The following is a 23,426-nucleotide window of genomic DNA, read 5'->3' on the forward strand; positions in this document are numbered from 1 at the left end:
CACGTTGACCGACAGTCGCAAGGCCTCGCGCTTTAGCAGGAGGCGACCACCTCATGGCAGGCCACAAAGTGGCCGGCGGCTATCTCACGCAGCGTGGGGATTTCGCGGCGACAGCGGTCGTTAGCGCTCGGGCAGCGTGAAGAAAAACGACAGCCGGGCGGCGGATTCGCGGGATCGGGGATCTCGCCTTGTACAACCGCGACGGGTTCGGCGTGCGGCTCGAGCGTCGGTATCGCCGCCAGCAGCGCCTGGGTGTAAGGGTGGCGCGGTTGGGCAAACAGCGCATCGCGACTGGCGGTCTCCACCAATTGTCCGAGATACATCACCGCCACGTCATCGCAGAGATGCTCCACCACGCCAAGGTCATGGGAGATAAACAGAAAGGTAACGCCGAAATCGTCGCGCAGATCGGAAAACAGGTTGATGATCTGCGCCTGGATAGAGACATCCAGCGCCGAGATCGGCTCGTCGGCAATGATAAAGTCCGGGTTGAGAATCAGCGCCCGGGCAATCCCGATACGCTGGCGCTGACCGCCCGAGAACTCATGTGGAAAGCGATTGTAGTGGTGGGGCGCGAGGCCGCAGATCTGCATGACCGCAATCACCTTGTCATAGAGTTCCGCCCGGCTGCACAGTTTATGCTGCAGCATGGCTTCGCCAATCGCCTCGCCAACGCGAATCCGCGGGTTCAGTGAACTGTAGGGATCCTGAAACACCAGCTGGATTTTCGGGCGTAGCGCCTGCATCTCCTGCGAGGAGAGGGCGGAGAGCTCCCGGCCCCGGTATTTCACGCTACCGGCGCTCTTTTCGTATAGCCCCAGTAGCGTGCGCCCCACGGTCGTTTTCCCGCTGCCGGATTCGCCCACCAGGCCGAAAATGGTCCCCTGGCGGATGCGAAAGCTGACGCCGTCCACCGCCCGTAGCTGCCCAGTTTGCTGGCCAAACAGCCCCTCGCGCAGCGGAAAGTGTTTTTTTAATCCTTCGACTTCAATGACATATTCATGGTTTTCAGTGTTCATGCAACCGGCCCCGCGGATAGGGTGTGAAAGCAGGCGGCCTGCCGCGTTGTTCCCAATAACGGAGGGAGACTCTGGCGGCAGACTGCGCTGGCCCGCTGGCAGCGGTCGGCAAAGGCGCAGCCGGCCGGCAGGGCGGCCAGATCCGGCACCTGGCCGGGAATTGAGTACAGGCGACGGCGTCGTTCGCCGGGCACCGGACGCGAGGCGATCAGCCCCTGAGTATAGGGATGCTGCGGGTGGCGTAAGATCTCGGCCGTCGGGCCAGACTCGACCACCCGGCCGGCGTACATCACCACCACCTGTTCCGCCATTTGCGCAATCACGCCCAAATCGTGGGTGATCAGCAGCATCGCCATCCGCCTGGACTGCGCCCGATCGCGCAGCAGGCGCAGGATTTGCGCCTGAACGGTGACATCCAGCGCGGTGGTGGGTTCATCGGCGATCAGCAGCTTCGGTTGGCAGCTCAGCGCCATGGCAATCATCACGCGCTGTAGCATCCCGCCGGAGAGCTGGTGCGGGTAGCTGTTCATCAGGCTATCCGCGCGCGCCAGCCCCACTTCGCTTATCAAACGGGTGGCGTGGAGCCAGGCGGCTTTGGGCGTTTCGCCACGGTGGCGAATGAGCGGCTCGCACAGCTGCTCGCCGATGGTCAGCACCGGGTTCAGCGCGGTCATCGGTTCCTGAAAGATCATCGCCAGCTGGTTGCCGCGCAGGTCGGCCATAGGGTTGGCTTTCAGACGCAGCAGGTCCTGCCCGTCAAAGAGGATTTCGCCGCTATCAATACGCGCGGCCTGGGGCGGCAGTAGGCCCATTAAGGCCATGGCGGTGACGCTTTTTCCACAGCCGGATTCGCCGACGATCCCAACGGTCTGGCCGGCATGAATAGCGAACGACACCTCCTGTACCGCCCGCACACGCTGTTTTTCAGCGGCGAAGGAGACCGAGAGTTGTCGGAAAGTGATTAACGGGGCGCTCATTTCAGCCTCTGTTTCATTTTCGGATCCATCGCATCGCGCAGGCCGTCGCCCAGCACGTTAATGGCAATCACGGTGATAAAAATGGCGATACCCGGCGGCATCCATAGCCACGGACGACGCTGGAAATCGATCAGGCTGTTGGCGGCGTCCATCATATTGCCCCAGGAGGGCGTGGGGGGAACCACCCCCAGTCCAAGGTAGCTGAGCGCCGATTCGCTCAGAATGGCATTTGCCACCGCCATGGTGGCCATAACCACCAGAATCGGAATGGTATTGGGCAGCAGATGGCCAAACAGGCGACGGCGCGCGGAGAGGCCCAGCACCCGGGTTGCCAGCATGAAATCACGTTCGCGCAGCGACAGGCATTGACCCCGCACCAGCCGCGCCAGCTTTGGCCACTCCAGCAGGCTGAGCATCACCACGACCATATAGATCCGGGCATCCGGGGAAAAATCGAGTTCGGATAACATCGCGCCAGCGACGATCAGCAGCGGCAGGCCGGGAATCGTCATGACCAGGTCCGCCAGGCGCATGATCAGCTTATCGGTCAGGCCGCCGGCATAGCCGGAGACGGCGCCGAGCAGGTAGCCCAGCGCCACCGACAGCAGCATGGTGAGCAGGCCAATAATCAACGAAATACGTCCGGCCATCAGCAGGCGGGTGTAGACATCGCGGCCGAGAAAGTCGGTGCCCAGCCAGTGCTCAGCGCCGGGCGGCTTGTTAATCATCAGGACATCGGTGGCATCATCTTTCCACGGCGACCACAGCGGCCCCAGCACGCACCAGGCGGCCATTACCGCCAGCAGCAGCAGGCAAAACATGGCCAGCCGGTTGCGTTTAAGCGACCGCCAGGCCTGACGCCACGGTGACGGGGTGATCATAGCGAGCGCCGGAATCTCCGCCTTGCGCAGGCGACGTGGCGTTGAAAACAGAGTGCTAAACATGATTATGACCTCAGCCGAATTCGCGGGTCGGCCCACGCGTAGAGAACATCGGCTATCAGGTTGCCCAGAATGGTGAGCACCGCCAGAAACAGGGTAAATCCCATCAGTACCGGATAATCGCGGGCGGCCAGCGAGTCGATATGAATATGCCCGGCCCCGGGCCAGTTAAAGACCTTTTCCGTGATGATGGCGCCGGAAAACAGTCCCGGTAACTCGAAGCCGAGCAGCGTGATAATGGGCAGCAGCGCATTGCGCAGCGCGTGTTTGAAGATCACCGTCCGTTCATGCAGCCCTTTGGCGCGGGCGGTACGAATAAAATCCATTCTGACCACGTCAAGCATACTGGCGCGGAAGTAGCGCGTCAGGCTGCCGGCCTGCAGCATCACCAGCGCCAGAACCGGCAGCACCAGGTGCGCGGCCACCTGCAGGATATAGCCCCAGCCGCGGTCATCGCTGCCGGTGTTGGTCATTCCGCCAACCGGCAGCCAGTGCAGATCCACGGCGAACCACTTAATCAGCAGCAGACAGAGGAAAAAGGTTGGAAAGGACATCGCGGCAAAGACCGCCACGCTCACCAGGTGGTCAAACAGCGAGTTTGGCTTCATGGCGGAGACGATACCCACCGTCAGGCCGATGCCCCAGTAAAAAACCAGCGCAATGCTTGCCAGCAGGAACGAGTTCCAGATGTACTGGTTTAGCAGCTGGCTGACCGGAATCTGGTACTGCAGCGAGAAACCGAGATCGCCTCGCAGCAGCTGGCCGAGCCAGTGCAGATAGCGGGTCAACAGCGGTTGGTCGAGGCCATAGATGGCTTTGAGTTCGGCGGCGCGAGCGGCAGTGAGGGTAATATTACCGTCGATAAAGTCACCGGGCGTTTTGGCAAACAGCATAAAAATAATCAATGAGGCCAGTAGCAGCATCGGCAGCGTTTGCAGCAGCCGTCTCAGGATAAAATTTCTCATAACATTCTCACATCAGCCGCCGGGTTATTCCGGCGGCTGTGATGGTTACCTGGCGATTTTCACATCCGGCAGGCTGCCGGTCAGGCCGTTATAAATATCCGGTTTAAAACCGGATACCCTGGCGCTGCTGGCCGAGAGAATCTGGCGGTAGCCGAGAAGAATGACCGGCGGGTCTTCCGCCAGCACCTGATACAGCTGGTGGTAAATCGGCTTACGTTTTTCGACGTCGAGCACGGCGTTGCCCGCGTTAATCAGCTTATCGACCTGTGGATTGTTATAGCCTGACTCTTTGGCTTCAGTGCTGTAGAAATCCCATACGCCATCGTGCGGATCGTTGAGCGTGCTGGTGCTGAAGGAGGCCAGGTCATAGTTGCCCGCTTTACGCTGGGCCATCAGGGCGTTGAAGTCGACCACCTGCGGCTTGAGCACGACGCCGATCTGCTGCCAGTTCTCTTTGGCAATCGGGATCAGCGCATCGTTGAGCACCTTCTTACTGACCAGCAGCGTCAGCTCCAGACGCTGGCCGTCTTTCACGCGGATGCCGTCCGGACCCGGTTTCCAGCCCGCTTCATCGAGCAGTTTTTTCGCCTGCGCCGGATCGTAGTGATACGGGTTAACCCCCTGCGGATTGTAGGCCCAGGAGATAGGGGCGATCGGTTCAACGGCCACCTTGCCATAGCCCTGGTACACCACATCGATCAGCTTCTGGCGGTCGAGGCCGTAAATCAGTGCCTGACGAACTTTGACATCCTTCAGCGCCGGACGACGGACGTTAAACTCCACCTGGCTGTAATCGCTGGAGCCGTAGAGGTTGATATTGGCGAAGCCGAGCATTCTCAGCTGTTCGATATCGTCCGGGCGCGAGGTAAAGGCGTCGTAGTCGGTTTCGCCGGTCTGGAACAGCTGGAAGTTGGTCGACGGGTTGGTGACGCGGTAGATAAAGCGCGGCGTCGGCGGTGTGCCGCGGTAGAAGTGGCTGTTAGCGTGGAAACGAATCTCCTGGCCCGGAATATATTTGTCATAGACGTAAGGACCGTTGCCCAGCGGTTTTCCGTGCAGGGTGCGGAGATAGTCGAGGTTGCCGCGCTGATACTCTTTGCCGTACCAGGCTTTCGACAGCACCGGCCCTCCGATCCGCGAAAGGGTGGTGGCCCCGGGCTGCGTCGTCGTGACCTGCAGGGTCAGCGGGTCGATGACCTTCAGGCCGCTGACGCTGTCGGCTTTCCCGGCTTTATACTCGGCGCCGCCGGCAATGTTGGCGAGGGTAATATCGGTATCGCCGTCATACTTTGGATCCAGCAGCACGGTCAGAGTAAAGGCGACATCTTCCGCGGTGAGCGGCGAGCCGTCGCTGAAGGTCAGATTCGGCCGCAGCTTGATGGTATACACTTTGTTGTCGGCGCTCACTTGCCAGCTTTCGGCCAGGCCAGGGACCAGGTTGCCGTGGCTGTCCCAGTCAATCAGGCGTGAAAAGATGACGTTGGTGACGTTTTCGTCCCAGCCGTTAACGAAGAAGTAGGGGTTAAAGATCCCCTGCGGCTCGGAAATCCCGGCGACGACGGTGTCTTTACGCAGTTTGGCTGCCGCCGGGATCTGGCTGGCATCGGTGGCCGGCGTGATGCCTTCCTGCAAAATATCGTCCGCGCTGGCCACAGAAGAAAATGCCAGCGTGCCGCCGATTAACGCGATTCCAAGAGCGTGTGAAAATCGCGTCCGTTTAGTTTTTAATCCATGCAGTAATCTGGACAAAAGTGTTCCCTCATCAAATGATTGCGTTGAAATTTACAATTCATGACGAAAGATAAGAGGCGCACCACGGCCTGTCTAACAACGAAAAAATATGATTTATAGCGAATCAGCATTAGCAATAATCTGGCAATAAAATGCCAGATTTTGATTAAGACGTAGAATTTTCCACCGACAGGTCCGTAGCGAGAGTCAGACGGTCCGCGACCCAGCCGTGCTGACCCAGCGCGCGCTCATCCAGCTGCCGGGGCAGCCGGATGCGCAGTTGCCCGATGACCCGCCCCTGAATCTGCTCGCAGTTGCCGTACAGCAGGCGTGCCCCGTCGCCGAGCAAAGCGGCGATGTGGTGTAAATCCGGTTCACCGCCGCTGCTGCCGTCGAAGTGCAGGGTGACCAGCTGCGAGCCGTCCACCGACGACAGGTTCTCGCCGGGACGACCGTGATGCAGCGTACTGGTCATGCTGCGCGTCACCTCGTGTTGCGGGTTGCCAAACACTCGCCACACCTCGCCCTGTTCGATAATGTGCCCGCGCTCCAGCACCGCCACCCGATCGCAGAGCGTGCGGATAACCTCCATTTCATGGGTAATGAGGATAATCGTCAGACCCAGGCGCTGGTTAATCTCTTTCAACAGCTTAAGCACAGAGAGGGTGTTTTCCGGATCGAGCGCCGAGGTTGCCTCGTCGCAAAGCAGAATTTCCGGCTGGGTCACCAGCGCACGAGCGATCCCGGTGCGCTGCTTTTGCCCGCCGGAGAGCTTTGCCGGCCAGCTATCGCGCAGGGCGCCGAGGCCGACCAGTTCCAGCATCTCATCGACCCGACGCTGTCTTTCGGCCCGCGGGACGCCGGCCATCTTGAGCGGCAGCTCGACGTTTTGCGCCACCGTTTTGGTCGACATCAGGTTGAAGTGTTGAAAGATCATCGCCACCCGGCGGCGCAGGTCGCGCATCTGACTGCGTGAATAGCGCAATGTCTGTTCACCGTGAATGGTGATTTCGCCGCTGTCGGCGTTTTCCAGGCGATTAAACAGGCGCAGCAGCGTCGATTTCCCGGCGCCGCTGCGGCCGATAATGCCAAAAATCTCGCCCTGATAGAGCGTCAGGTCAATATTCTGCAGCGCCTGAACGCCGTTAGGGTAGGCTTTGCTTATTCCGCTTAACTGGATATGCGGTACGGCATGAGGATCGTGAGTCACGGTAGTTTGCTCCATCAACCTTGAAAAACCGGCAGCATCAGCGCTGCCGGATACGCTCCGGCGATCAGAAGCCCGGGACGATTTTGCCTTTGTAGCGGGTCAGGATAAAATTGCGCACCGCGTCGGAGTGCAGCGCTTTCGCCAGCTTCTGGATCCCCGGATCGTTGAGGTTATCGGGACGGGCCACCAGATACTCGACGTACAGATCGCTGCCTTTTTCCACCAGCAGGGCTTTATCGGTGTCGATCCCTGCTTCCAGCGCATAGTTGGCGAAAATAAACGCCAGATCGACCTGATTCACCGCCCGTGCCAGCATGGCGCCTTCCAGCTCGCGAATTTTAAAATGGTGCGGGTTGGCGACAATATCCCGGGTCGCCGATTGCGGATCCTTCGGATTTTTCAGGGTCAGCAGGCCGGCATCGCTTAACATGACCAGCGCCCGCCCGGTGTTGACCGGATCATTCGGCACCGCGATGGTTGCGCCATCCGGGAGCGCTTTGATGTCGTGGTATTTGCTGGAGTAGGCGCCAAACGGTTCAATATGGACGCCTACCACCGGCACCAGATGGGTATGTCGCGTCTGGTTGTAGTTCTCGAGGAACGGACGGTACTGATAGTAGTTGGCGTCGAGGTTTTTCTCCGCCAGCTGTTGGTTGGGCTGAATAAAGTCGTTAAAGACTTTGATTTTCAAATCAACGCCCTGTTTGGCCAGCTCCGGCTTTACAAACTCAAGGATTTCCGCGTGCGGTACCGGCGTGGCGCCGACGGTCAGCGTCTCGTTGGCGGCGACAGAGGCGGAGAAGAGGGTCAGCAGCCCGGCAGCGATAAGGGTTTTTTTCACGATGTTGTTCATGGTTTTTTCCTGGAAAAGTAGCGTGTCTTTGTTATTTACGGCTCATGTACCGCACGAGGCGGTCGCCGCTCATCTGTAAAATCTGCACCAGGGCAATCAGCAGCAGGACGGTGACTACCATCACGTCGGTCTGAAAGCGCTGGTAGCCAAAACGAATCGCCAGATCGCCGAGCCCGCCGCCGCCGATAACCCCGGCCATAGAGGTGTAATCCACCAGCAAAATCGCGGTAACGGTGACGGCGGCAAGCAGTCCGCCGCGTGATTCGGGCAGCAGGGTGTGCCAGATCAGCTGCGCGGTATTGCCGCCCATTGACCAGCTGGCCTCCACCAGACCGTGATCCACCTCGCGCAAAGCGCTTTCCACCAGCCGGGCGAAGAAAGGCGCGCAGCCCGCCACCAGCGGCGGAATGGTGCCCTGTACGCCCAGGGAGGTGCCGGTAATTAAGGTGGTGACCGGGATCATGACGATCAGCAAAATAATGAACGGCAGCGAACGCAGGACGTTGACGCAAAGCGACAGCAGGCGATACAGCCGCGGGGCATGCAGCAGCTGCGGCTGGCCGGTGAGGTAGAGGACAATCCCCAACGGCAGGCCGAACAGTACGGTAAAGCCCAGCGACCAGCCCAGCATGATTAACGTGTCGATGCCCGCCTGGGTCACATCGCTCCAGTCGATATCGGCAAAAAACTCCAGCACGGGGGCCACCTTAGTTCCAGTCGTGACGCTGTGGGCGAATGCCGTTTAATACCCAGTTGCCGAGCAGCTGATATTTCCAGCGTACCGGGTCGTGCAGGGTGTGAACGCGCGCATTGCGCCAGTGGCGATCGAAGTTATGGCGGTTGCCGGTCGCCCGGGTGCCGCTGAGTTCAAACAGGCGGCTGGCGGCGTCAAGGGCGACCTCGGTGGTGAACACTTTGGCGCGGGCAACGGCGATGGAAGCCTGCGCCACATGCTCTTCGCTGAGATCATGTTTAAACCGGTCGAGAACCTTGCCTGCCTGCTCCAGCAGCGCCTCAGCGGCGGCCAGTCGGCTATCAATCTGTCCGATATGGTAGATGGTGAGCGGATCGTCGCTGGCCCGTTCGACGCCGGCATCAATCCACGGTCGGGCGAACTGGCGAACAAAGGTGACCGTGTCGTTGAGGGCCGCGCGGGCGATCCCGGCATCAATCGCGGCGGTGGTGAGCTGCGCGAAGGGGCCGGCGAGCGTCGGCGTGGCATAAGATTTCCACGTCGGGAAAAGATGGAACGGCGCGACCGCCAGATTCTCCGCCAGCACCGTGCCGCTGGCGGTATTCCGCTGTCCAAGGCAGTCCCAGTCATCGAGCACCGTCAAGCCAGCGCTGTCGCGCGGTACGAAGGCCAGCTGCGCGCGATCGTCGGCGTCCAGCGCCAGAATACCTATCCAGTGGGCGTAGAGCGATCCGGTGCAATAGCCCTTACGTCCGTTGATGTACAGCGTTTCACCGCGGGTTTCCAGGCGGGTGCGGATATCGAGCACCGTTTTGCCGCCGGTCTCGGAGAGCGCGTTGGCAAAACGATACCCCTGTAACACCAGACCAAAAAAGAAGGCCTGCTGCTCTGCGCTGCCCTGCAAACGAATGTCCTCGAGCAGGCAGTAGTGGTTTTGCGGAATTTGTCCGAGCGACGGATCGGCGGCGGAGATGATGGCAATCACCTGGGCCAGGGTGGCGGCGGAGACCTCGGCACCGCCCCATTGGCGCGGCACCGTGATGCCCCACAGGCCGCTGTTGGAGAAGGTATCGACAATCTCGGGCGCCACCGTCCCGTGACGGTCGCGTTCTGCGGCCCCGGGTTGTAGCCGCTGGGCAATCTCGTGGGCGATGGCGATGGCTTCTTCATCGCTGCTGATGACATGGGCATTCGGCGAATGGCGGGTGTAGCTGACAGGCGATTTACTTTCTGACATACGGATTTCTCGTGGTTAACTAAATGGCTATATGCAAAAAATGGATAACTAAATAACCTATAATTCCAATGTGTTATATGTGAATAGCAAAGGCTGTGCCAGTTCGCGGAGAATTTTTAGATGAATAAAATCAATTAATTACGTTTCTATTTGCCGGAGGGGCTGCTGCAAATGCAGCTGCGGTGATAGCAGGCTGTTGCATTTCCGACAGCCTGCGTCGGGGAAACTTGCTGCAACAAGCGTTATGTAGTTTGATATATATCGAAAAATGATCATCAGAGGATCGGCAATGCATCTGTTTATGTTCTACGTCGGTGGCAATGCGGGTAAATCGAATATTGAAGTCCATGACATTCAGTTTGTGGTGGCGCGAACCCCGGAAGAGGCGTGGCCTGCGCTGCGCGAGGCCTGGTTTGGCGATGCGGATAAAATCCATATTGACGGCTATAGCAGGATCCGCTGGGCCGATGGTTATGAGGTGACTTTGGCCAGAACGCCTGCTCACGACGGGGTGAAGCTGTTCTTTGTTAACGCCGGCGGCTATCGATCCGACACCCTGGCGGAGCTACATGAATTCGGACTGTTTGCGGCGAGTGATGCGCGGGAGGCGAAGGCGAAAGCGCTGCAGACGCTGCTGCGCGGCGCCTGGCAGCAGCATAAGGACAACCTGCAGGCCGTCGATGATTGTCTGCTGCTGGACAAGGTGGGCGACTGGTATCTACACCTGACGCCCAACGCTGCGGGCGAGGCGGCAAAACCCGAGTGGCAAGGCTATCAACCGATTGGGATTTGAAATCCTGTCAGCGCCGGGAGGCATCCTCGCTCATTGCCCGTCAGATTTTGGCCTGATTGACTCGCGTTGAGAGGGCCTGATGGCTCTCTTTACGTTCGCTGTATCGCCCGGCGAGCAGCGGGGTATGGCCTTTCAGCAGCTGGGTTATCTTGAACAGTTCTTCGCTGACGTCGACGATTCTGTCGTACCACGGCGAGGGCTTCATGCGACCCTGTTCATCAAACTCCTGCCAGGCTTTGGGGACAGACGATTGATTCGGGATAGTAAACATCCGCATCCAGCGCCCGAGGATGCGCATCTGATTGACGGCGTTGAACGACTGGGAACCGCCGCACACCTGCATCACCGCTAGCGTTTTGCCCTGAGAAGGGCGGACAGCACCTTCGCTCAGGGGGATCCAGTCAATCTGGGCTTTCATCACCGCGCTCATCGCACCATGTCGCTCCGGTGAACTCCAGATCATCCCGTCGCACCAGCGCACCCGTTCACGCAGCTCAACCACTTTAGGGTGCGATTCCGGCGCATCATCGGGCAGCGGCAGTCCGGAAGGATTGAAGGTCTGGACGCTGGCGCCCATGGCCGTCAGCAGTCGCCCGGCCTCTTCCGCGGCGAAGCGGCTGAAAGAGCGCTCGCGAAGCGAGCCGTAGAGAATGAGGATGCGCGGTGGCGCCCGATCCGGGAGCTTGTTGGCAAGTTCAAAATCAAAAAATTCATGTTGCAGGGCAGGAAAATCAGCCATGGGGGAACGCCTTTTTTTGAGAGCGGTTGTTTCAAAATGAATATATATGATTTAGCATATATGTAAATGTCACGCTAAGGAATCGAAAATGCCGCATCCGCTAGAGGTTTTTAAAATATTGTCTGACGCCACGCGCCTGACGATCGTGATGTTGCTCAGGGAGCAAGGTGAACTGTGCGTCTGCGATATTTGCGCGCTGACAGCGGAATCACAACCCAAAATCTCCCGTCATATGGCGATTCTTCGCGAGGGAGGGCTGGTTCTTGACCGCCGGGAAGGGAAATGGGTGCACTACCGTTTGTCGCCGCATATGCCGGCCTGGGCGGCAGAGATCATCGACAGCGCATGGCGATGCCTGCGTGATGAGGTGCGTGCCCGGGTCGCTGACGCTTCGCCGTCTTCCTGCTGATGGCGGCTTAATATATCTGTTATTGCATATTTGATGGGGTGAGGGATGCTGCTCGCAGGGACCATTTTTTTATTGACGCTGCTGCTGGTTATCTGGCAGCCGAAGGGACTCAGTATCGGCTGGAGTGCGAGCCTGGGGGCGGCGCTGGCGCTGGCGTTCGGCGTTATTCATCTGAGCGATATTCCGGTGGTCTGGAATATTGTCTGGAATGCCACGGCGGCGTTTATTGCGGTGATTGTTATCAGTCTGCTGCTGGACGAGTCGGGCTTTTTCTCCTGGGCGGCACTGCACGTTGCCCGCTGGGGGAACGGGCGCGGGCGGAGACTGTTTAGCTGGATAATTCTGCTGGGCGCCGTCGTGGCTGCGCTGTTTGCTAACGATGGCGCGGCGCTGATTCTGACCCCCATTGTTATTGCGATGCTGTCGGCGCTGGGTTTCAGCCAGCGCGCGACGCTGGCCTTTGTGATGGCTGCCGGTTTTGTTGCCGATACCGCCAGCCTGCCGCTGGTGGTGTCGAATCTGGTCAATATTGTTTCGGCCGACTTTTTCCATCTTGGCTTCAGCAGTTATGCGGCTGTTATGGTGCCGGTCGATATCGCGGCGATCCTCGCGACCCTGGCGATGCTGCATCTGGTCTTTCGTCGCGATATTCCAGCGGTCTACGATCTGGCCCTGTTGCCTGAACCGGCCAGCGCGATTAAAGATCGCCCGACGTTCCTGACCGGTTGGGTGGTGCTGGTGGCGCTGCTGGCCGGCTTTTTCATCCTGGAACCGCTGGGGATCCCGGTCAGCGCTATTGCCGCTGCCGGCGCGGCGGTGCTGCTGGCGGTGGCGAAAAAGGGACGAGTCATTCATACGGGCAACGTGCTGCGCGGCGCGCCGTGGCAAATCGTCATCTTTTCGCTGGGGATGTATCTGGTTGTTTACGGTCTGCGCAATGCCGGGTTAACCGACGCGCTCTCCGGCGTGCTGAATGTGCTGGCGGAAAACGGGCTGTGGGTGGCCACGCTCGGCACCGGGGTGCTGACGGCGGTGCTCTCGTCGCTCATGAATAATATGCCGACGGTGCTGGTCGGAGCGCTATCCATTGATGGCAGCACGGCAACAGGGGTGATTAAAGAGGCGATGATCTACGCCAACGTCATTGGCTGCGATCTGGGGCCAAAAATCACCCCCATCGGCAGCCTTGCGACGCTGCTCTGGCTGCATGTTCTGGCGCAAAAGAACAGAGCCATCTCCTGGGGCTACTATTTCCGTACCGGGATCATCATGACTCTACCGGTACTGCTGGTGACGCTGGCCGCACTCGCTTTGCGTCTCTCTTTTTCTCTGTCGTGAGAACCTGATATGAGCAACACCATCATTTATCACAACCCGGATTGCGGCACGTCGCGCAATACGCTGGCCATGATCCGCAACAGCGGTATTGAGCCGACGATTATCTACTATCTCGACACACCGCCGTCGCGGGAAGAGTTAGTGGGTCTGATTGCGGCGATGGGGATAACGGTGCGCGCGCTGCTGCGTAAAAACGTCGAACCCTACGCGCAGCTGGGGCTCGATGATGAAACCCTTAGCGACGAACGACTGATCGAGAGCATGTTGCAGCAGCCGATCCTGATTAACCGGCCCATTGTGATCACCCCGTTGGGCACACGCCTTTGTCGTCCGTCGGAAGTGGTGCTGGAGATCCTTACCCAGGCGCAGAAACAGCCGTTTCGTAAGGAGGACGGGGAATGGGTCGTGGCGACTTCAGACCAGCGGCAGCCATAAGGTATCCGGCTCGGCAAACCCCGCTTCAACCTGGGCGAAAAAACGGCTGGCGTGCAGCCCATCCACAAAAGCGTGGTTGAATTTACCCGCGACCGGAATGACGCCGTTTTTCAGTTTGCCCCAGGTGAGCGCCGGAACCGCCGCGCCCGTATAATACTCGGCCTGGGTGATGGCGCTAAAATGGAGCCACGGTAGACAGCTGGCGCAAAAAAAGTGCTCGCCCTCGACAATCAGCGGCGCCGGATCGGTGGTTTTTGCCGCCTCAATATTCGGCGTCGCCGCCCGGCTAAAGGCGGCGAAGTCGGCGGCATTGTTGCACCACACCTGACGAAACCCTTCCTGGGCGGTCATGACGGGCGTCATCACCGCAATATCATCATATTCAATAATATCGTCGCCTCGCATCCGCTGTTTGAGCTGAGGTACCGCGTTGGCTGCCCGCAGCAGCGCGTAGAGCGCCAGCTGGAAAAAGGAGACCTGGCGATCCTTCGCGCACTCATACAAGCGCTGTGCTTCTACCGGCACGCAGAGGTTAAAGCTGGGGTTGGCAAAAGTGCGATAAAACTCGAAATGATCTCGACGATGCCAGCTCTCTTTATCGATGACATGGTAGGTAGACACGGCGCGTTCCTGCTCAGAATGGGTTGCAGAGATGACTATGCAACGATTTCAATCAGATTGCCATCCGGGTCTTTGATCACCGCTTCATAATAGCCGTCGCCGGTCGTGCGCGGCGGGGAGACTAAAATCCCCTGTGTTTCTGCCCGCTTCGCCAGCGCATCGACCTGCTGTGCGCCGCCGACGGAGATAGCCAGATGAACCCATCCAGTGTGGTTATTGTCCGGCGTGACCGCCTGCAGCCCCGGTTTGCACATCAGCTCAATGGCAATATCTTCGCCAATTTTCACAAAATAAGACTCAAAGCCGGGATTGGTCCGGCTGCAATATTTTTCGTTAATCTGGCCGTTAAAGAAGCTGGTCCAGAAACGGGCCTGTTGTTCAAGCTGCCGGGTCCAGAGCGCGATATGGGCAATTTTCATTTTTACCTCTTTACAGGGTAGGTTGACAGAGCCGGGCGGATGCATGATCATGCTCCTTAATGCTCGGTTAAGATAAATTCAGGAGTTAATGTGCTCGATTATGCAGCTTTCCCTCAGCAACGACAAGCGCTGATTTGTCAGATCCTCCAGGAAAACGGTCGGGTGGTCTGTAGCGAGCTGGCCAGCCGCTTAAACGTCTCCGAGCATACAATTCGCCGCGATCTGCATGAACTTAGCAAAGACGGGTTCTGTAAAAAGGTCTACGGCGGCGCGGTAATGAACCTGCCGGAAGCCGGGGATTACAGCGAGCGGAAAGACAAAAATGCAGCAACAAAACTCAGAATCGCGCAGAAATGCGCAAGGCTGGTGAAGCCCGGCGGCTGCATCTTTATCGATACCGGTACCACCAATCTGGCGATGGCGGAGGCGCTACCAGCTGAACTGGCGTTAACGGTGGTGACCAATTCGCCGGAGATAGCCGCAGAGCTGCTCAAAAAGCCGCTGTATGACGTGGTGATGCTTGGCGGGCAGGTTCAGCGAGCGTCGGGCGGCTGCGTTGGCGCTTCGGCGGTGGCTCAGCTGCAGGGCGTGCTGTTTGATCAGGGGTTTATCGGCGGCTGCGCGATGGCGCCGGAATCCGGTCTGACCGGATTCGACTATGCCGATTGCGAATTTAAAAAAGCGGTGATTAAACAGTGCAGTGAAATTATCGTCGGCCTGACTTCGGATAAAATTCCGGCGGTGGCCCGTTTTGTCGTCGCCCAAAGCGGCGATATCGATGTGCTGGTGGTGGAGGAGAACATCAGTCGCGAGTATCGCGACACGTTCCGCGAGCACGATATCCGCATTTATACCGTCTGACCCCCGCTAAACGCCGCCGCATCGGCGACAGACCTCCTGCTGAGCCGCGCCATCCGGGCGACGGCTGGCAATTATTAATTTGATAAATTACGTCTTCTCACTTTGATAAAATCACCGTCGTTCGGGCGGTGATACGCTCTCCGCATCCTCCGCTGCGCTGATTTTTCACCGTCGGTGCCTCTTTTTGCGTTTCCAGTCACAAATAATAACCTGCACCACATCCCGGCGGACTTATGGCACAGATATTGGATTTGTTGTCCCGGACGGGTTTTTCCCGTGGGTGAACGGATACTGCATGCAATGGCTAAGTCTGGTTTGCCATCAACGGACAATAATAAGGGGAATATTATGTGCGCTTTACGTTCAGCGTCGCCGGGACGAGTGGATGGCCTGGCGAAAGTCAAAGGAACGGCCATTTATGGTGATGATATCACCCTGCCAGGTATGCTATTTGGTGTCTGCCGCTATGCGGATATCCCGGCGGGCAAAATTGAACACCTTGATTTGAGCGATGCGCTGGCGGTCGACGGCGTGGTGAAAATTGCCACCTGGCAGGATATTCCTGGCACGCCAGCGGTGGGGGTTATCGTGAAAGATTACCTGCCGATCGTCAAAGATGAGGTGGTCTTTCACGGCGACGTGATTGCCGTGATCGCGGCGACCACCTATGAGGCCGCCTGCGAGGCCGCTGACAAAATACACGTCCGCTATACGCCCTATGCGCCGCTCACCGATGTTGAGCAGGCGCTGGCACCCGGTGCCCGGCTGATCCATCCGCAACGCAGCGACAACATTGCCGCGCATCATCATACGATTAAAGGCGATGTTAATAAGGGGTTCGCCGAGGCTCGCCATGTGCTGGAGCGCGAGTATGAAGTGGGCTTTCAGGAGCATGCGTATATCGAGCCGGAAGTGGTGCTCAGCTGGCTGGATCCCACCGACGGCAGCCTGATCATTTCCGGTTCGATTCAGAATCCGCATCGTGTTCGCGGATTCGTGGCCAAATTTATGGGCTGTCCGCAGAGCTTAATTAATATTAAGCGGGCGGTGATGGGGGGATCGTTTGGCGGTAAAGATGATGTGATCGACCATCTGGCCTGCCGTTCGGCCTTACTGACCCACTTAACCGGTCGCCCGGTGAAATTCGCCTATACCCGCGAACAGTCGATTATCGAGAGCTGCAAACGTCACCCCTATAAAATGAAGTATAAAGTGGGGCTCGATGAGGTCGGGCATATTGTCGCGATGAAGGTCGATATTCTCGCGGACAGCGGCGGCTATGCCGCTTCTTCGCCCTTCGTGACCTGGCGGTCTTCGGTACAGGCCGCGGGTCCTTATCGTATTCCTAATGTCCATATTGATGTGAAAGCGGTCTACACCAACAACAGCTATACCTCGGCGATGCGTGGCTTTGGCTCGCCGCAGGTCGTCTACGCCCATGAATCATTGATGGATGAGATTGCGGAATACCTGGATATTCCACCGCTGAAGCTGCGTGAAAAAAACGCGCTACGACAAGGCGATACTTCGATTACCGGCCAGGTGTTTGATAACCACACCGTTTCGGCAATTGAAGTGTTGAATAAGGCCAGCACGTCGGCAGAATTCATGGCGAAACGCCAGCATTATCGTGTGTTGAATCAACAGGGAGGCGTCTGGCGCTACGGTATTGGCCTGGCGCTGAGCTATCGCGGCTGTTCTATCGGTGCGGAAGGGGTTGATACCTCAACGGCGCTGATTCAGGTCAACGAAGACGGCAGCGTTAACCTTTCGACATCAGTATCAGAAAATGGTCAGGGGTTACAGACCACCATGTCGCTCATTGCCGCCGAAGCGTTTGGTATTGGGCTTGAAGACATTCATTTTAGCGAACCGCCAACCTCGGTAATTGGCGATGGCGGATCCACGGCGGCCACGCGCGGAACGATGGTGGGCGGCGGGGCGATTCTCGATGCGGCAGAGAAGATTAAACGGCGCATTCTCAGCGTCGTCGGCGACACGCTTGGCACCTGCGAGCTTGCCGACACCCTCTGGTCAGGTGGGTTGATAATCAATCGCCATGACGAAAGCCGGCGTATTGATTTTAAAAGCGCCGTCAATAAAACCAAATGGGCCAGCGTCAGTCTCACCGAGTATGGCTGGTTCGTCCCACCGCCGATTCACTGGGATGAGGAAAAAGGCTGCGGCAGTCCGTACTTTACCTGGGTGTATGGCTGCCAGGTGGCTGAAGTTCGGGTGAACACCAGTACAGGGAAAACTGAACTCCTGCATGTGACCGCCGCGCACGATGTTGGGCGGATACTCAATCCGGTGGGGTTTGAAGGCCAGGTCTGCGGCGGCGTCGCCCAGGGGTTTGGCTATGCGCTGCTGGAAGATTTCAATATTGAGCACGGCCAGGTGAAGTCAGAAAACTTTGACAGCTACCTCCTGCCGACCATTAAAGATATTCCACGAATGACGGTTATCGGCGTAGAGAATCCCGATCTTGCCGGACCGTACGGTGCGAAAGGAATCGGCGAGCCGGCGACTGAACTGGCGGCGGCAGCTATCAATAATGCGGTCAGCTTCGCGCTGGGGAAACGCTTTAATAAGTTGCCGCTGACCCTTGAGCAGGTGATCCTCGGTTTCAATCTGAAAAAGCCCGCCCGGCAGAGCGAGTTGATGATTGAGCCTGAAAATAAAAAGCAGGTGCTGCGGCTGACCGACGTGACGGTAACCCGTCCACAGAATCTGGAACAGGCGCTGACGCTGCTGGCTCAGGAAGGCGTGAGCGCAATAGCGGGAGGGACGGACGTCATTGTACAAGGGCGCATGCAAACCCGGGCAATGAAGCTGGTGGATATTTCCCGTCTTCAGGAACTGACCGGGATTACAGAAGATCCCCATAGTCATGAGATGGTCATTGGCGCGGCGATGACCTTTAACCGTATCAGCGAGCATCCGCTGCTGTGCGAGCGTTATCCGCTACTGGTTCAGGCCTGTCACACCGTAGGCTCACATCAGATTCGTAACCGCGCCACCATTGGCGGCAATATCGTTAACGCCGCACCCTGTGGCGACTCCATTCCACCGGCGATCCTCTACGATGCGAGTATTGTGCTGCATTCTCTGCGCGGCACGCGGCGGATGTCGCTGGGTGAGTTTCTGCTATCTGGCTATAAAACCCAGCGTCAGCCGGATGAGCTGCTGACTCAGGTGATCCTGCCGCCGCCGGCCAGACCGGAGGCCAGAGGTTTCTATCATCAACTGGGGCGACGTAATGCGCTGAATATTACCCGGCAAAGTCTGAGCGCGCTGCTGGCGCTGGATACCAACGGCTGCGTCGACTACTGCCGGCTGGTGGATGGCGCGCTGTTTAGCAAACCGCAGCGCCTGCCTGATGTCGAGCGTTGCCTGATTGGCCAGCGGTTAGAGCATGCATCGATTGACAGCGCTTGTGCGGTTCTGGAAAAGCTGATCGATGCCGCCATCGGCAAACGCTGGTCCGCGGCCTATAAGCAGCCTGTGTTTATCAGTATGTTCCGCGACATGATGGCGCAGGCGAAGCAAGAATTTGATAAATAACCATTAATTAACGGGGCGTGATATCGCCCCGCACAGGATAGCGCAATGAGCACAATCAAAGTGAAGGTCAATGGTAAGCTGGTGGAAGCGAAAGTGGAAGGTCATATGCGGTTGTTGGATCTGGTGCGCGACACTTTGCACCTGAGTGCCACTAAAGAGGGCTGTTCCATCGGGGAGTGCGGCGCCTGTACGGTATTAATGGATGGTCATGCCGTCTGTTCATGTCTGGTTCTGGCCGGGCAGTGCGATGAGGCGGAAATCACCACGCTTGAAGGATTGAACGATAACCCGCTGACGCAAAAACTGCAGCAGGCATTTGTCGAGAAAGGCGGCGTGCAGTGCGGTTTTTGTACTCCTGGCGTACTGGTGAGTACCACGGCGCTGCTGACTAAAGTGCCGCAGCCGACGGATGAACAGTTGAAAGATGTGCTGGAGGGGAATATCTGTCGCTGTACCGGCTATCAACCGATTCTTGATTCTATTCACCATGCTTTAAAGTCATAGATCGTACAACCCGGGCTAAGGTGTAGACACCTGGCCCGGGTTGCTCTCTTTTCTGTCTGATAACCTGACCCGCTGATCTAATCGCTCCTGACGACTCCCGAGAGCGGCCGGATCTTTTCCCCGATAAACGTAGCGCAAGCGGGGAACAGTGTTAACCCATTGCGCTTTCGCGCAGGCGGGCTTTCAGCCTGGTGTACTCATCAATTACATACTGCTCGGCGGCGCGCTGGTCGGCGATGCGCTCAACGTTCACGGCACAGTACTTGTACTCCGGCGTTTTGGTTATCGGGCTTAAGTTCTCCGCTACCAGCTCATTACAGGCGCCAATCCACCACTGATAGGTCATATAGACCGCCCCTTTATTCGGACGGTTGCTGACCTGTGCGCGGGTGATAATGCGGCCTTTACGTGAGTTCACCCACACCAGCGCCTCATCCTCAATACCCAGTCGCGCGGCATCGGCGGTATTGATTTGCGCATAGCCCGGTTCATCCGCCAGCGCGGCCAGCGCCGCGCAGTTGCCGGTCATGGAGCGGCACGAATAGTGGCCTACTTCCCGCACGGTGGAGAGCACCATTGGATACTCGTCGGTGAGCTTATCGATCGGCGCAACCCAGTCGCAGGTGAAGAACTGCGCCAGGCCGTTCGGGGTGTCGAACTTCTCTTTAAACAGATAAGAGGTCCCCTGGTCGGCGTCGGACTCATCGCGGCACGGCCACATCACGTAGCCCAGCTCGCCCATTTTCTCGTAGGTGGCGCCGTAAAAGTCCGGGCACAGATGCCGCAACTCGTCCCAGATCTCCTGGGTGTTGTTGTAGTGCATCGGATAGCCCATCCGGGTGGCGATTTCGCTGATGATCTGCCAGTCGGTTTTCAGGTCCCACTTCGGCTCTACCGCCTTAAAGAAGCGCTGGAAGCCGCGGTCCGCTGCGGTATAGACGCCTTCGTGCTCGCCCCACGAGGTGGACGGCAGGATAACGTCGGCCGCCGCGGCGGTTTTGGTCATGAAAATATCCTGGACAATCACCAGCTCCAGCTCTTCAAACGCTTTACGCACGGCAGAGAGCTCGGCGTCGGTCTGCAGCGGATCTTCGCCCATAATGTACGCTGCCCGTACTTCACCGTGCGCCGCGCGGTGCGGCAGCTCGCTGATGCGATAGCCGGTATGCGCCGGCAGGCTCCCGACGCCCCAGGCTCTGGCGAACTTCTCGCGGTTCTCCGGGAATTTCACGTATTGATAGCCCGGATAGGTGTCCGGCAGCGCCCCCATATCGCAGGCGCCCTGCACGTTGTTCTGGCCGCGCACCGGGTTGACGCCGGCGCTCGGCTTGCCGAGGTTGCCGGTGAGGATCGCCAGGCTGGTCAGCGAGCGCACGGTCTCCACGCCCTGATAGAACTGGGTCACGCCCATACCCCACAGGATGGCGGCGGATTTCGCGCCGGCATACATCCGGGCACAGGCGCGGATCTCCTGCGCGCTGACGCCGGTGATGGCTTCCACCGACTCCGGCGTATAGCCTTCGACGATTTTACAATACTCCTCGAAGCCCTCAGAACGGCTGGCGACGAAGGATTTATCGTAGAGATCCTCTTCGATAATGACGTGGCCGATGGCGTTGAGCAGCGCGATGTTGGAGCCGTTTTTCAAGGCAATATGCATATCGGCAATGCGCGCGGTTTCAATCTTGCGCGGATCGCAGACGATAATCTTCGCCCCGTTGCGTTTGGCGTTAATGACGTGATTCGCCACAATAGGGTGTGAGTCGGCCGGATTGTAGCCGAAGATAAAGATGAGATCGGTGTTATCAATCTCCGTGATGGCATTACTCATGGCGCCATTACCGACCGACTGGTGCAGACCTGCAACCGAAGGGCCGTGTCAGACGCGAGCGCAGCAGTCGACGTTATTGGTACCAATAACGGCGCGCGCGAATTTTTGCATCACATAGTTGGTTTCGTTCCCCGTCCCGCGGGACGAGCCGGTGGTCTGAATGGCGTCCGGACCGTACTTCGCCTTAATGGCGCTGAGACGGGTCGCGACGTAGTCGAGCGCCTCCTCCCAGGAGACGGATTCCAGTTTTCCGCCACGCTGACGGCGGATCATAGGGGTTTTCAGGCGCGGGGTGAGGATCTGGGTATCGTTAATGAAATCCCAGCCATAATAGCCTTTCAGGCACAGGGTTCCCTGGTTGTTTTTTCCCATTGCCGCTTCGGCACGAAGGATTTTTTCCTCCTCAACGACCAGCCTGATCTTACAGCCAGCTGCGCAATACGGGCATACGGTAATCACCTTTTTCATTATGATAATTTTCCTCGTCAGAACGAAGCGGAGACAGCGCGATTAAAAGAATAACCAAAAGTCGAAGCGGCTATGGAAACTCAAATTAATGGCATATTGCACCGCTGGCAGGCTCAGCAAACAGAGAACCGCGGTGGCGAAAACCAGGCGTAATAACATGATAAGTGCTCCTGAGTTCGCGGAATGAATGCTCCCGGTAGCGGGATGACGGCGTCAGAGTTATGCATTGACGCCGTAGTCTTTCTCGTTATTCATCGTGTTGCTGCTGTTTAACTTTGCGCATCAGTAACCACATGCGCATCGTACGTGGCTGGCGCTTAACCGCCGGGTTCTCGGGAATCAGCCCCGTGTGTTTGTTGTAACCGTTAAAGAACAGATTGAGGGTGACGGCGCTGAACGTGGCCAGCATGATCCCGCTATGCAGTAGCGGCTGCAGTACTGTCGGGAATTTTGAGAAAAAATCATGCGACAGCGTTGGTGTCAGACCCACGCCAAGGCTGATGGCGACGATATAAAGGTTGTAACGATTAGAGGAGTAGTTAATACGCGCCAGAATGCGAATTCCCGTCGCCAGTACCATGCCGAACATGACCAGCCCTGCGCCGCCCAGCACAAACTGCGGGATTGAGGCGACCAGCACCGCCATTTTCGGCACCATCCCGAATATGATCAGAATAGCGCCGGAAGCCACGCAGACCCAGCGGCTGTGAACGCCTGTGACGCTGACCAGCCCGACGTTTTGCGAAAAAGAAGTGTGGGGGAAGCTGTTGAAAACGCCGCCAAACACCGTGCCGATACCGTCAACGCGCAAACCACGAACGATATCCTGCGGCGTCAGCTTGCGGCCCACAATTTCACCCAGCGCCAGGAACATCCCCATCGACTCAATAAAAACGATGATGACCACGGCGGTCATCGTGATAATCGACACCGGATCGAAGACCGGCGTCCCTAACGCCATCGGAGTGACAATTGCGAACCATTTGGCGTCGTACAGGCCGTTGAGGTTGACTTCATTCATCATCATGGAAAGGCCAAAGCCAAAGACGATGCCTAACAGGACGGCGACATTAGACATAAAACCTTTGGCGAAGCGTGTGACCAGCAGGATAAACAGAAGTACGGCGAAGGAGATGCACAGATAAACCGGATTACCATAGTCAGGATTGCCTTTCCCGCCGGCCGCCCAGTCGATCCCGACCTGCATAATGCTCAAACCGATAGAGGTGATCACCACGCCGGTGACCAGCGGTGGAAATAGTGGCATCAGCCGTCCGATGAGAGGGGCGAGCAGGGTGGTGATGATTCCGGCGCCGATCGTCGCACCGAAAATCCCCAGCAGTCCGATGTCAGGGTGTATACCAATGGCCAGCATCGGCGTGACGGCGGCAAAGGTCACTGACATAATGACCGGGAGACGAATCCCCATAAAACGACCGATACCGATACATTGCAGTAGCGTCACGACGCCGCAGCAAAACAGATCGGAGCTGATCAGTAGCGCCACCGTATCCTTACTTAATCCTAGCCGGTCCCCTATCATTAAAGGCACGGCGACGGCACCTGCATACATAACCAGAACGTGTTGCAAACCCAAAACGACCAGCTTCCCCGGCGACAAGACGCGATCCACCTCATCTGTTGTATGGGGGCTGCCAGAGACCGATGGTGGCTGAGAATCAATGGCGCTCATAACTTTGTTCTCCTTATTATCCGACATTTTCCGCCAGTGCTTCCTGAAAGGCGCGACTGGGGAGAAGGATGAGTAACGATTGAATACACCTGAGGGGAATATGCTTAGGGAGTGCCAGTTTTTT

The 23,426-nt window shown here is 57.7% G+C and carries 21 protein-coding genes; 7 read left to right on the forward strand and 14 right to left on the reverse strand.

Annotated elements, in window-relative coordinates; all coding sequences use genetic code 11:
* Window positions 1-32: 32 nt before the first annotated feature.
* The 9 genes from Q1L34_RS10790 to Q1L34_RS10830 form a co-directional block, all read right to left on the reverse strand.
* Window positions 33-1,019: an ABC transporter ATP-binding protein gene (locus tag Q1L34_RS10790; RefSeq protein WP_065906628.1), complete on the reverse strand. Its 987-nt coding sequence runs from the start codon at window positions 1,017-1,019 to the stop codon at window positions 33-35.
* On the reverse strand, window positions 1,016-1,996 hold the full coding sequence (locus Q1L34_RS10795; protein WP_015584159.1) for an ABC transporter ATP-binding protein: 981 nt from the start codon (window positions 1,994-1,996) through the stop codon (window positions 1,016-1,018). The genes Q1L34_RS10790 and Q1L34_RS10795 overlap by 4 nt, the downstream gene beginning before the upstream one ends.
* Entirely contained in the window at window positions 1,993-2,940 is a 948-nt protein-coding gene (gene opp4C / locus Q1L34_RS10800) for an oligopeptide ABC transporter permease (protein ID WP_032717691.1), read from the reverse strand. Before opp4C ends, Q1L34_RS10795 begins: the two co-directional genes overlap by 4 nt.
* 2 nt (window positions 2,941-2,942) lie before the next feature.
* Window positions 2,943-3,902, reverse strand: a complete 960-nt coding sequence (locus Q1L34_RS10805) for an ABC transporter permease (protein ID WP_015584160.1) — start codon at window positions 3,900-3,902, stop codon at window positions 2,943-2,945.
* A 45-nt stretch (window positions 3,903-3,947) separates the two neighbouring features.
* Window positions 3,948-5,651, reverse strand: coding sequence for an ABC transporter substrate-binding protein (locus Q1L34_RS10810; RefSeq protein WP_015584161.1), 1,704 nt, complete (start codon window positions 5,649-5,651; stop codon window positions 3,948-3,950).
* A gap of 148 nt (window positions 5,652-5,799) precedes the next feature.
* Window positions 5,800-6,858, reverse strand: a complete 1,059-nt coding sequence (locus Q1L34_RS10815; RefSeq protein ID WP_327204498.1) for a methionine ABC transporter ATP-binding protein — start codon at window positions 6,856-6,858, stop codon at window positions 5,800-5,802.
* A gap of 49 nt (window positions 6,859-6,907) precedes the next feature.
* Entirely contained in the window at window positions 6,908-7,684 is a 777-nt protein-coding gene (locus tag Q1L34_RS10820) for a MetQ/NlpA family ABC transporter substrate-binding protein (RefSeq protein ID WP_032717762.1), read from the reverse strand.
* A gap of 43 nt (window positions 7,685-7,727) precedes the next feature.
* Window positions 7,728-8,393: a methionine ABC transporter permease gene (locus Q1L34_RS10825; RefSeq protein ID WP_015584164.1), complete on the reverse strand. Its 666-nt coding sequence runs from the start codon at window positions 8,391-8,393 to the stop codon at window positions 7,728-7,730.
* Window positions 8,394-8,403: 10 nt separating this feature from the next.
* Window positions 8,404-9,627: an SfnB family sulfur acquisition oxidoreductase gene (locus tag Q1L34_RS10830; RefSeq protein ID WP_048024864.1), complete on the reverse strand. Its 1,224-nt coding sequence runs from the start codon at window positions 9,625-9,627 to the stop codon at window positions 8,404-8,406.
* A gap of 289 nt (window positions 9,628-9,916) precedes the next feature.
* Here Q1L34_RS10830 and Q1L34_RS10835 point away from each other — a divergent pair, with 289 nt between their 5' ends.
* Window positions 9,917-10,420 carry a DUF1543 domain-containing protein gene (locus Q1L34_RS10835; RefSeq protein WP_015584166.1) on the forward strand — a complete coding sequence of 168 codons (504 nt, stop codon included), beginning with the start codon at window positions 9,917-9,919 and terminating at the stop codon, window positions 10,418-10,420.
* A 40-nt stretch (window positions 10,421-10,460) separates the two neighbouring features.
* Here the strand turns inward: Q1L34_RS10835 and arsH are convergent, their stop codons facing one another.
* Window positions 10,461-11,159: an arsenical resistance protein ArsH gene (arsH, locus tag Q1L34_RS10840; protein ID WP_015584167.1), complete on the reverse strand. Its 699-nt coding sequence runs from the start codon at window positions 11,157-11,159 to the stop codon at window positions 10,461-10,463.
* A gap of 88 nt (window positions 11,160-11,247) precedes the next feature.
* On the opposite strand from arsH, the gene Q1L34_RS10845 reads away from it, so the two are divergent.
* Genes Q1L34_RS10845 through arsC form a run of 3 tightly spaced genes read left to right on the forward strand, consistent with a single transcriptional unit; the run spans window position 11,248 to window position 13,341 of the window.
* Window positions 11,248-11,568 (forward strand): metalloregulator ArsR/SmtB family transcription factor, encoded by a 321-nt coding sequence (locus tag Q1L34_RS10845; RefSeq protein ID WP_004862888.1) that lies wholly within the window; start codon window positions 11,248-11,250, stop codon window positions 11,566-11,568.
* A 45-nt stretch (window positions 11,569-11,613) separates the two neighbouring features.
* Window positions 11,614-12,906, forward strand: coding sequence for an arsenic transporter (locus tag Q1L34_RS10850; RefSeq protein ID WP_015584168.1), 1,293 nt, complete (start codon window positions 11,614-11,616; stop codon window positions 12,904-12,906).
* Window positions 12,907-12,915: 9 nt separating this feature from the next.
* The gene (gene arsC, locus Q1L34_RS10855; RefSeq protein WP_327204499.1) at window positions 12,916-13,341 is read left to right on the forward strand and encodes a glutaredoxin-dependent arsenate reductase; all 426 of its coding nucleotides are present in this window, start codon (window positions 12,916-12,918) and stop codon (window positions 13,339-13,341) included.
* Here the strand turns inward: arsC and Q1L34_RS10860 are convergent.
* Both Q1L34_RS10860 and Q1L34_RS10865 read right to left on the reverse strand, forming a co-directional pair.
* A complete protein-coding gene (locus Q1L34_RS10860) occupies window positions 13,321-13,962 on the reverse strand; it encodes a CatA-like O-acetyltransferase, family 1 (RefSeq protein ID WP_048024870.1) in 642 nt (213 codons plus the stop codon). The genes arsC and Q1L34_RS10860 overlap by 21 nt on opposite strands.
* 35 nt (window positions 13,963-13,997) lie before the next feature.
* Complete coding sequence (locus Q1L34_RS10865) at window positions 13,998-14,381, reverse strand: VOC family protein (RefSeq protein WP_015584171.1); 384 nt, start codon at window positions 14,379-14,381, stop codon at window positions 13,998-14,000.
* A gap of 90 nt (window positions 14,382-14,471) precedes the next feature.
* Between Q1L34_RS10865 and Q1L34_RS10870 the strand changes: the two genes are divergently transcribed.
* The 3 genes from Q1L34_RS10870 to Q1L34_RS10880 all read left to right on the forward strand — a co-directional run bounded on the left by Q1L34_RS10870 (window position 14,472) and on the right by Q1L34_RS10880 (window position 19,310).
* On the forward strand, window positions 14,472-15,242 hold the full coding sequence (locus Q1L34_RS10870; RefSeq protein ID WP_004862872.1) for a DeoR/GlpR family DNA-binding transcription regulator: 771 nt from the start codon (window positions 14,472-14,474) through the stop codon (window positions 15,240-15,242).
* A 348-nt stretch (window positions 15,243-15,590) separates the two neighbouring features.
* Window positions 15,591-18,806 carry a molybdopterin cofactor-binding domain-containing protein gene (locus Q1L34_RS10875; protein ID WP_064359778.1) on the forward strand — a complete coding sequence of 1,072 codons (3,216 nt, stop codon included), beginning with the start codon at window positions 15,591-15,593 and terminating at the stop codon, window positions 18,804-18,806.
* A gap of 45 nt (window positions 18,807-18,851) precedes the next feature.
* The gene (locus Q1L34_RS10880) at window positions 18,852-19,310 is read left to right on the forward strand and encodes a (2Fe-2S)-binding protein (RefSeq protein ID WP_004862868.1); all 459 of its coding nucleotides are present in this window, start codon (window positions 18,852-18,854) and stop codon (window positions 19,308-19,310) included.
* A 151-nt stretch (window positions 19,311-19,461) separates the two neighbouring features.
* On the opposite strand, the gene fdhF is transcribed toward Q1L34_RS10880, so the two are convergent.
* Together fdhF and Q1L34_RS10890 are read right to left on the reverse strand one after the other, a co-directional pair.
* A complete protein-coding gene (fdhF, locus tag Q1L34_RS10885) occupies window positions 19,462-21,609 on the reverse strand; it encodes a formate dehydrogenase subunit alpha (protein ID WP_327204500.1) in 2,148 nt (715 codons plus the stop codon).
* 247 nt (window positions 21,610-21,856) lie between these two features.
* Window positions 21,857-23,302, reverse strand: coding sequence for a nucleobase:cation symporter-2 family protein (locus tag Q1L34_RS10890; protein WP_004862857.1), 1,446 nt, complete (start codon window positions 23,300-23,302; stop codon window positions 21,857-21,859).
* Window positions 23,303-23,426: the final 124 nt, after the last annotated feature.

Source organism: Klebsiella ornithinolytica, from assembly GCF_030505655.1.
GTDB classification, from domain to species: domain Bacteria; phylum Pseudomonadota; class Gammaproteobacteria; order Enterobacterales; family Enterobacteriaceae; genus Klebsiella; species Klebsiella ornithinolytica.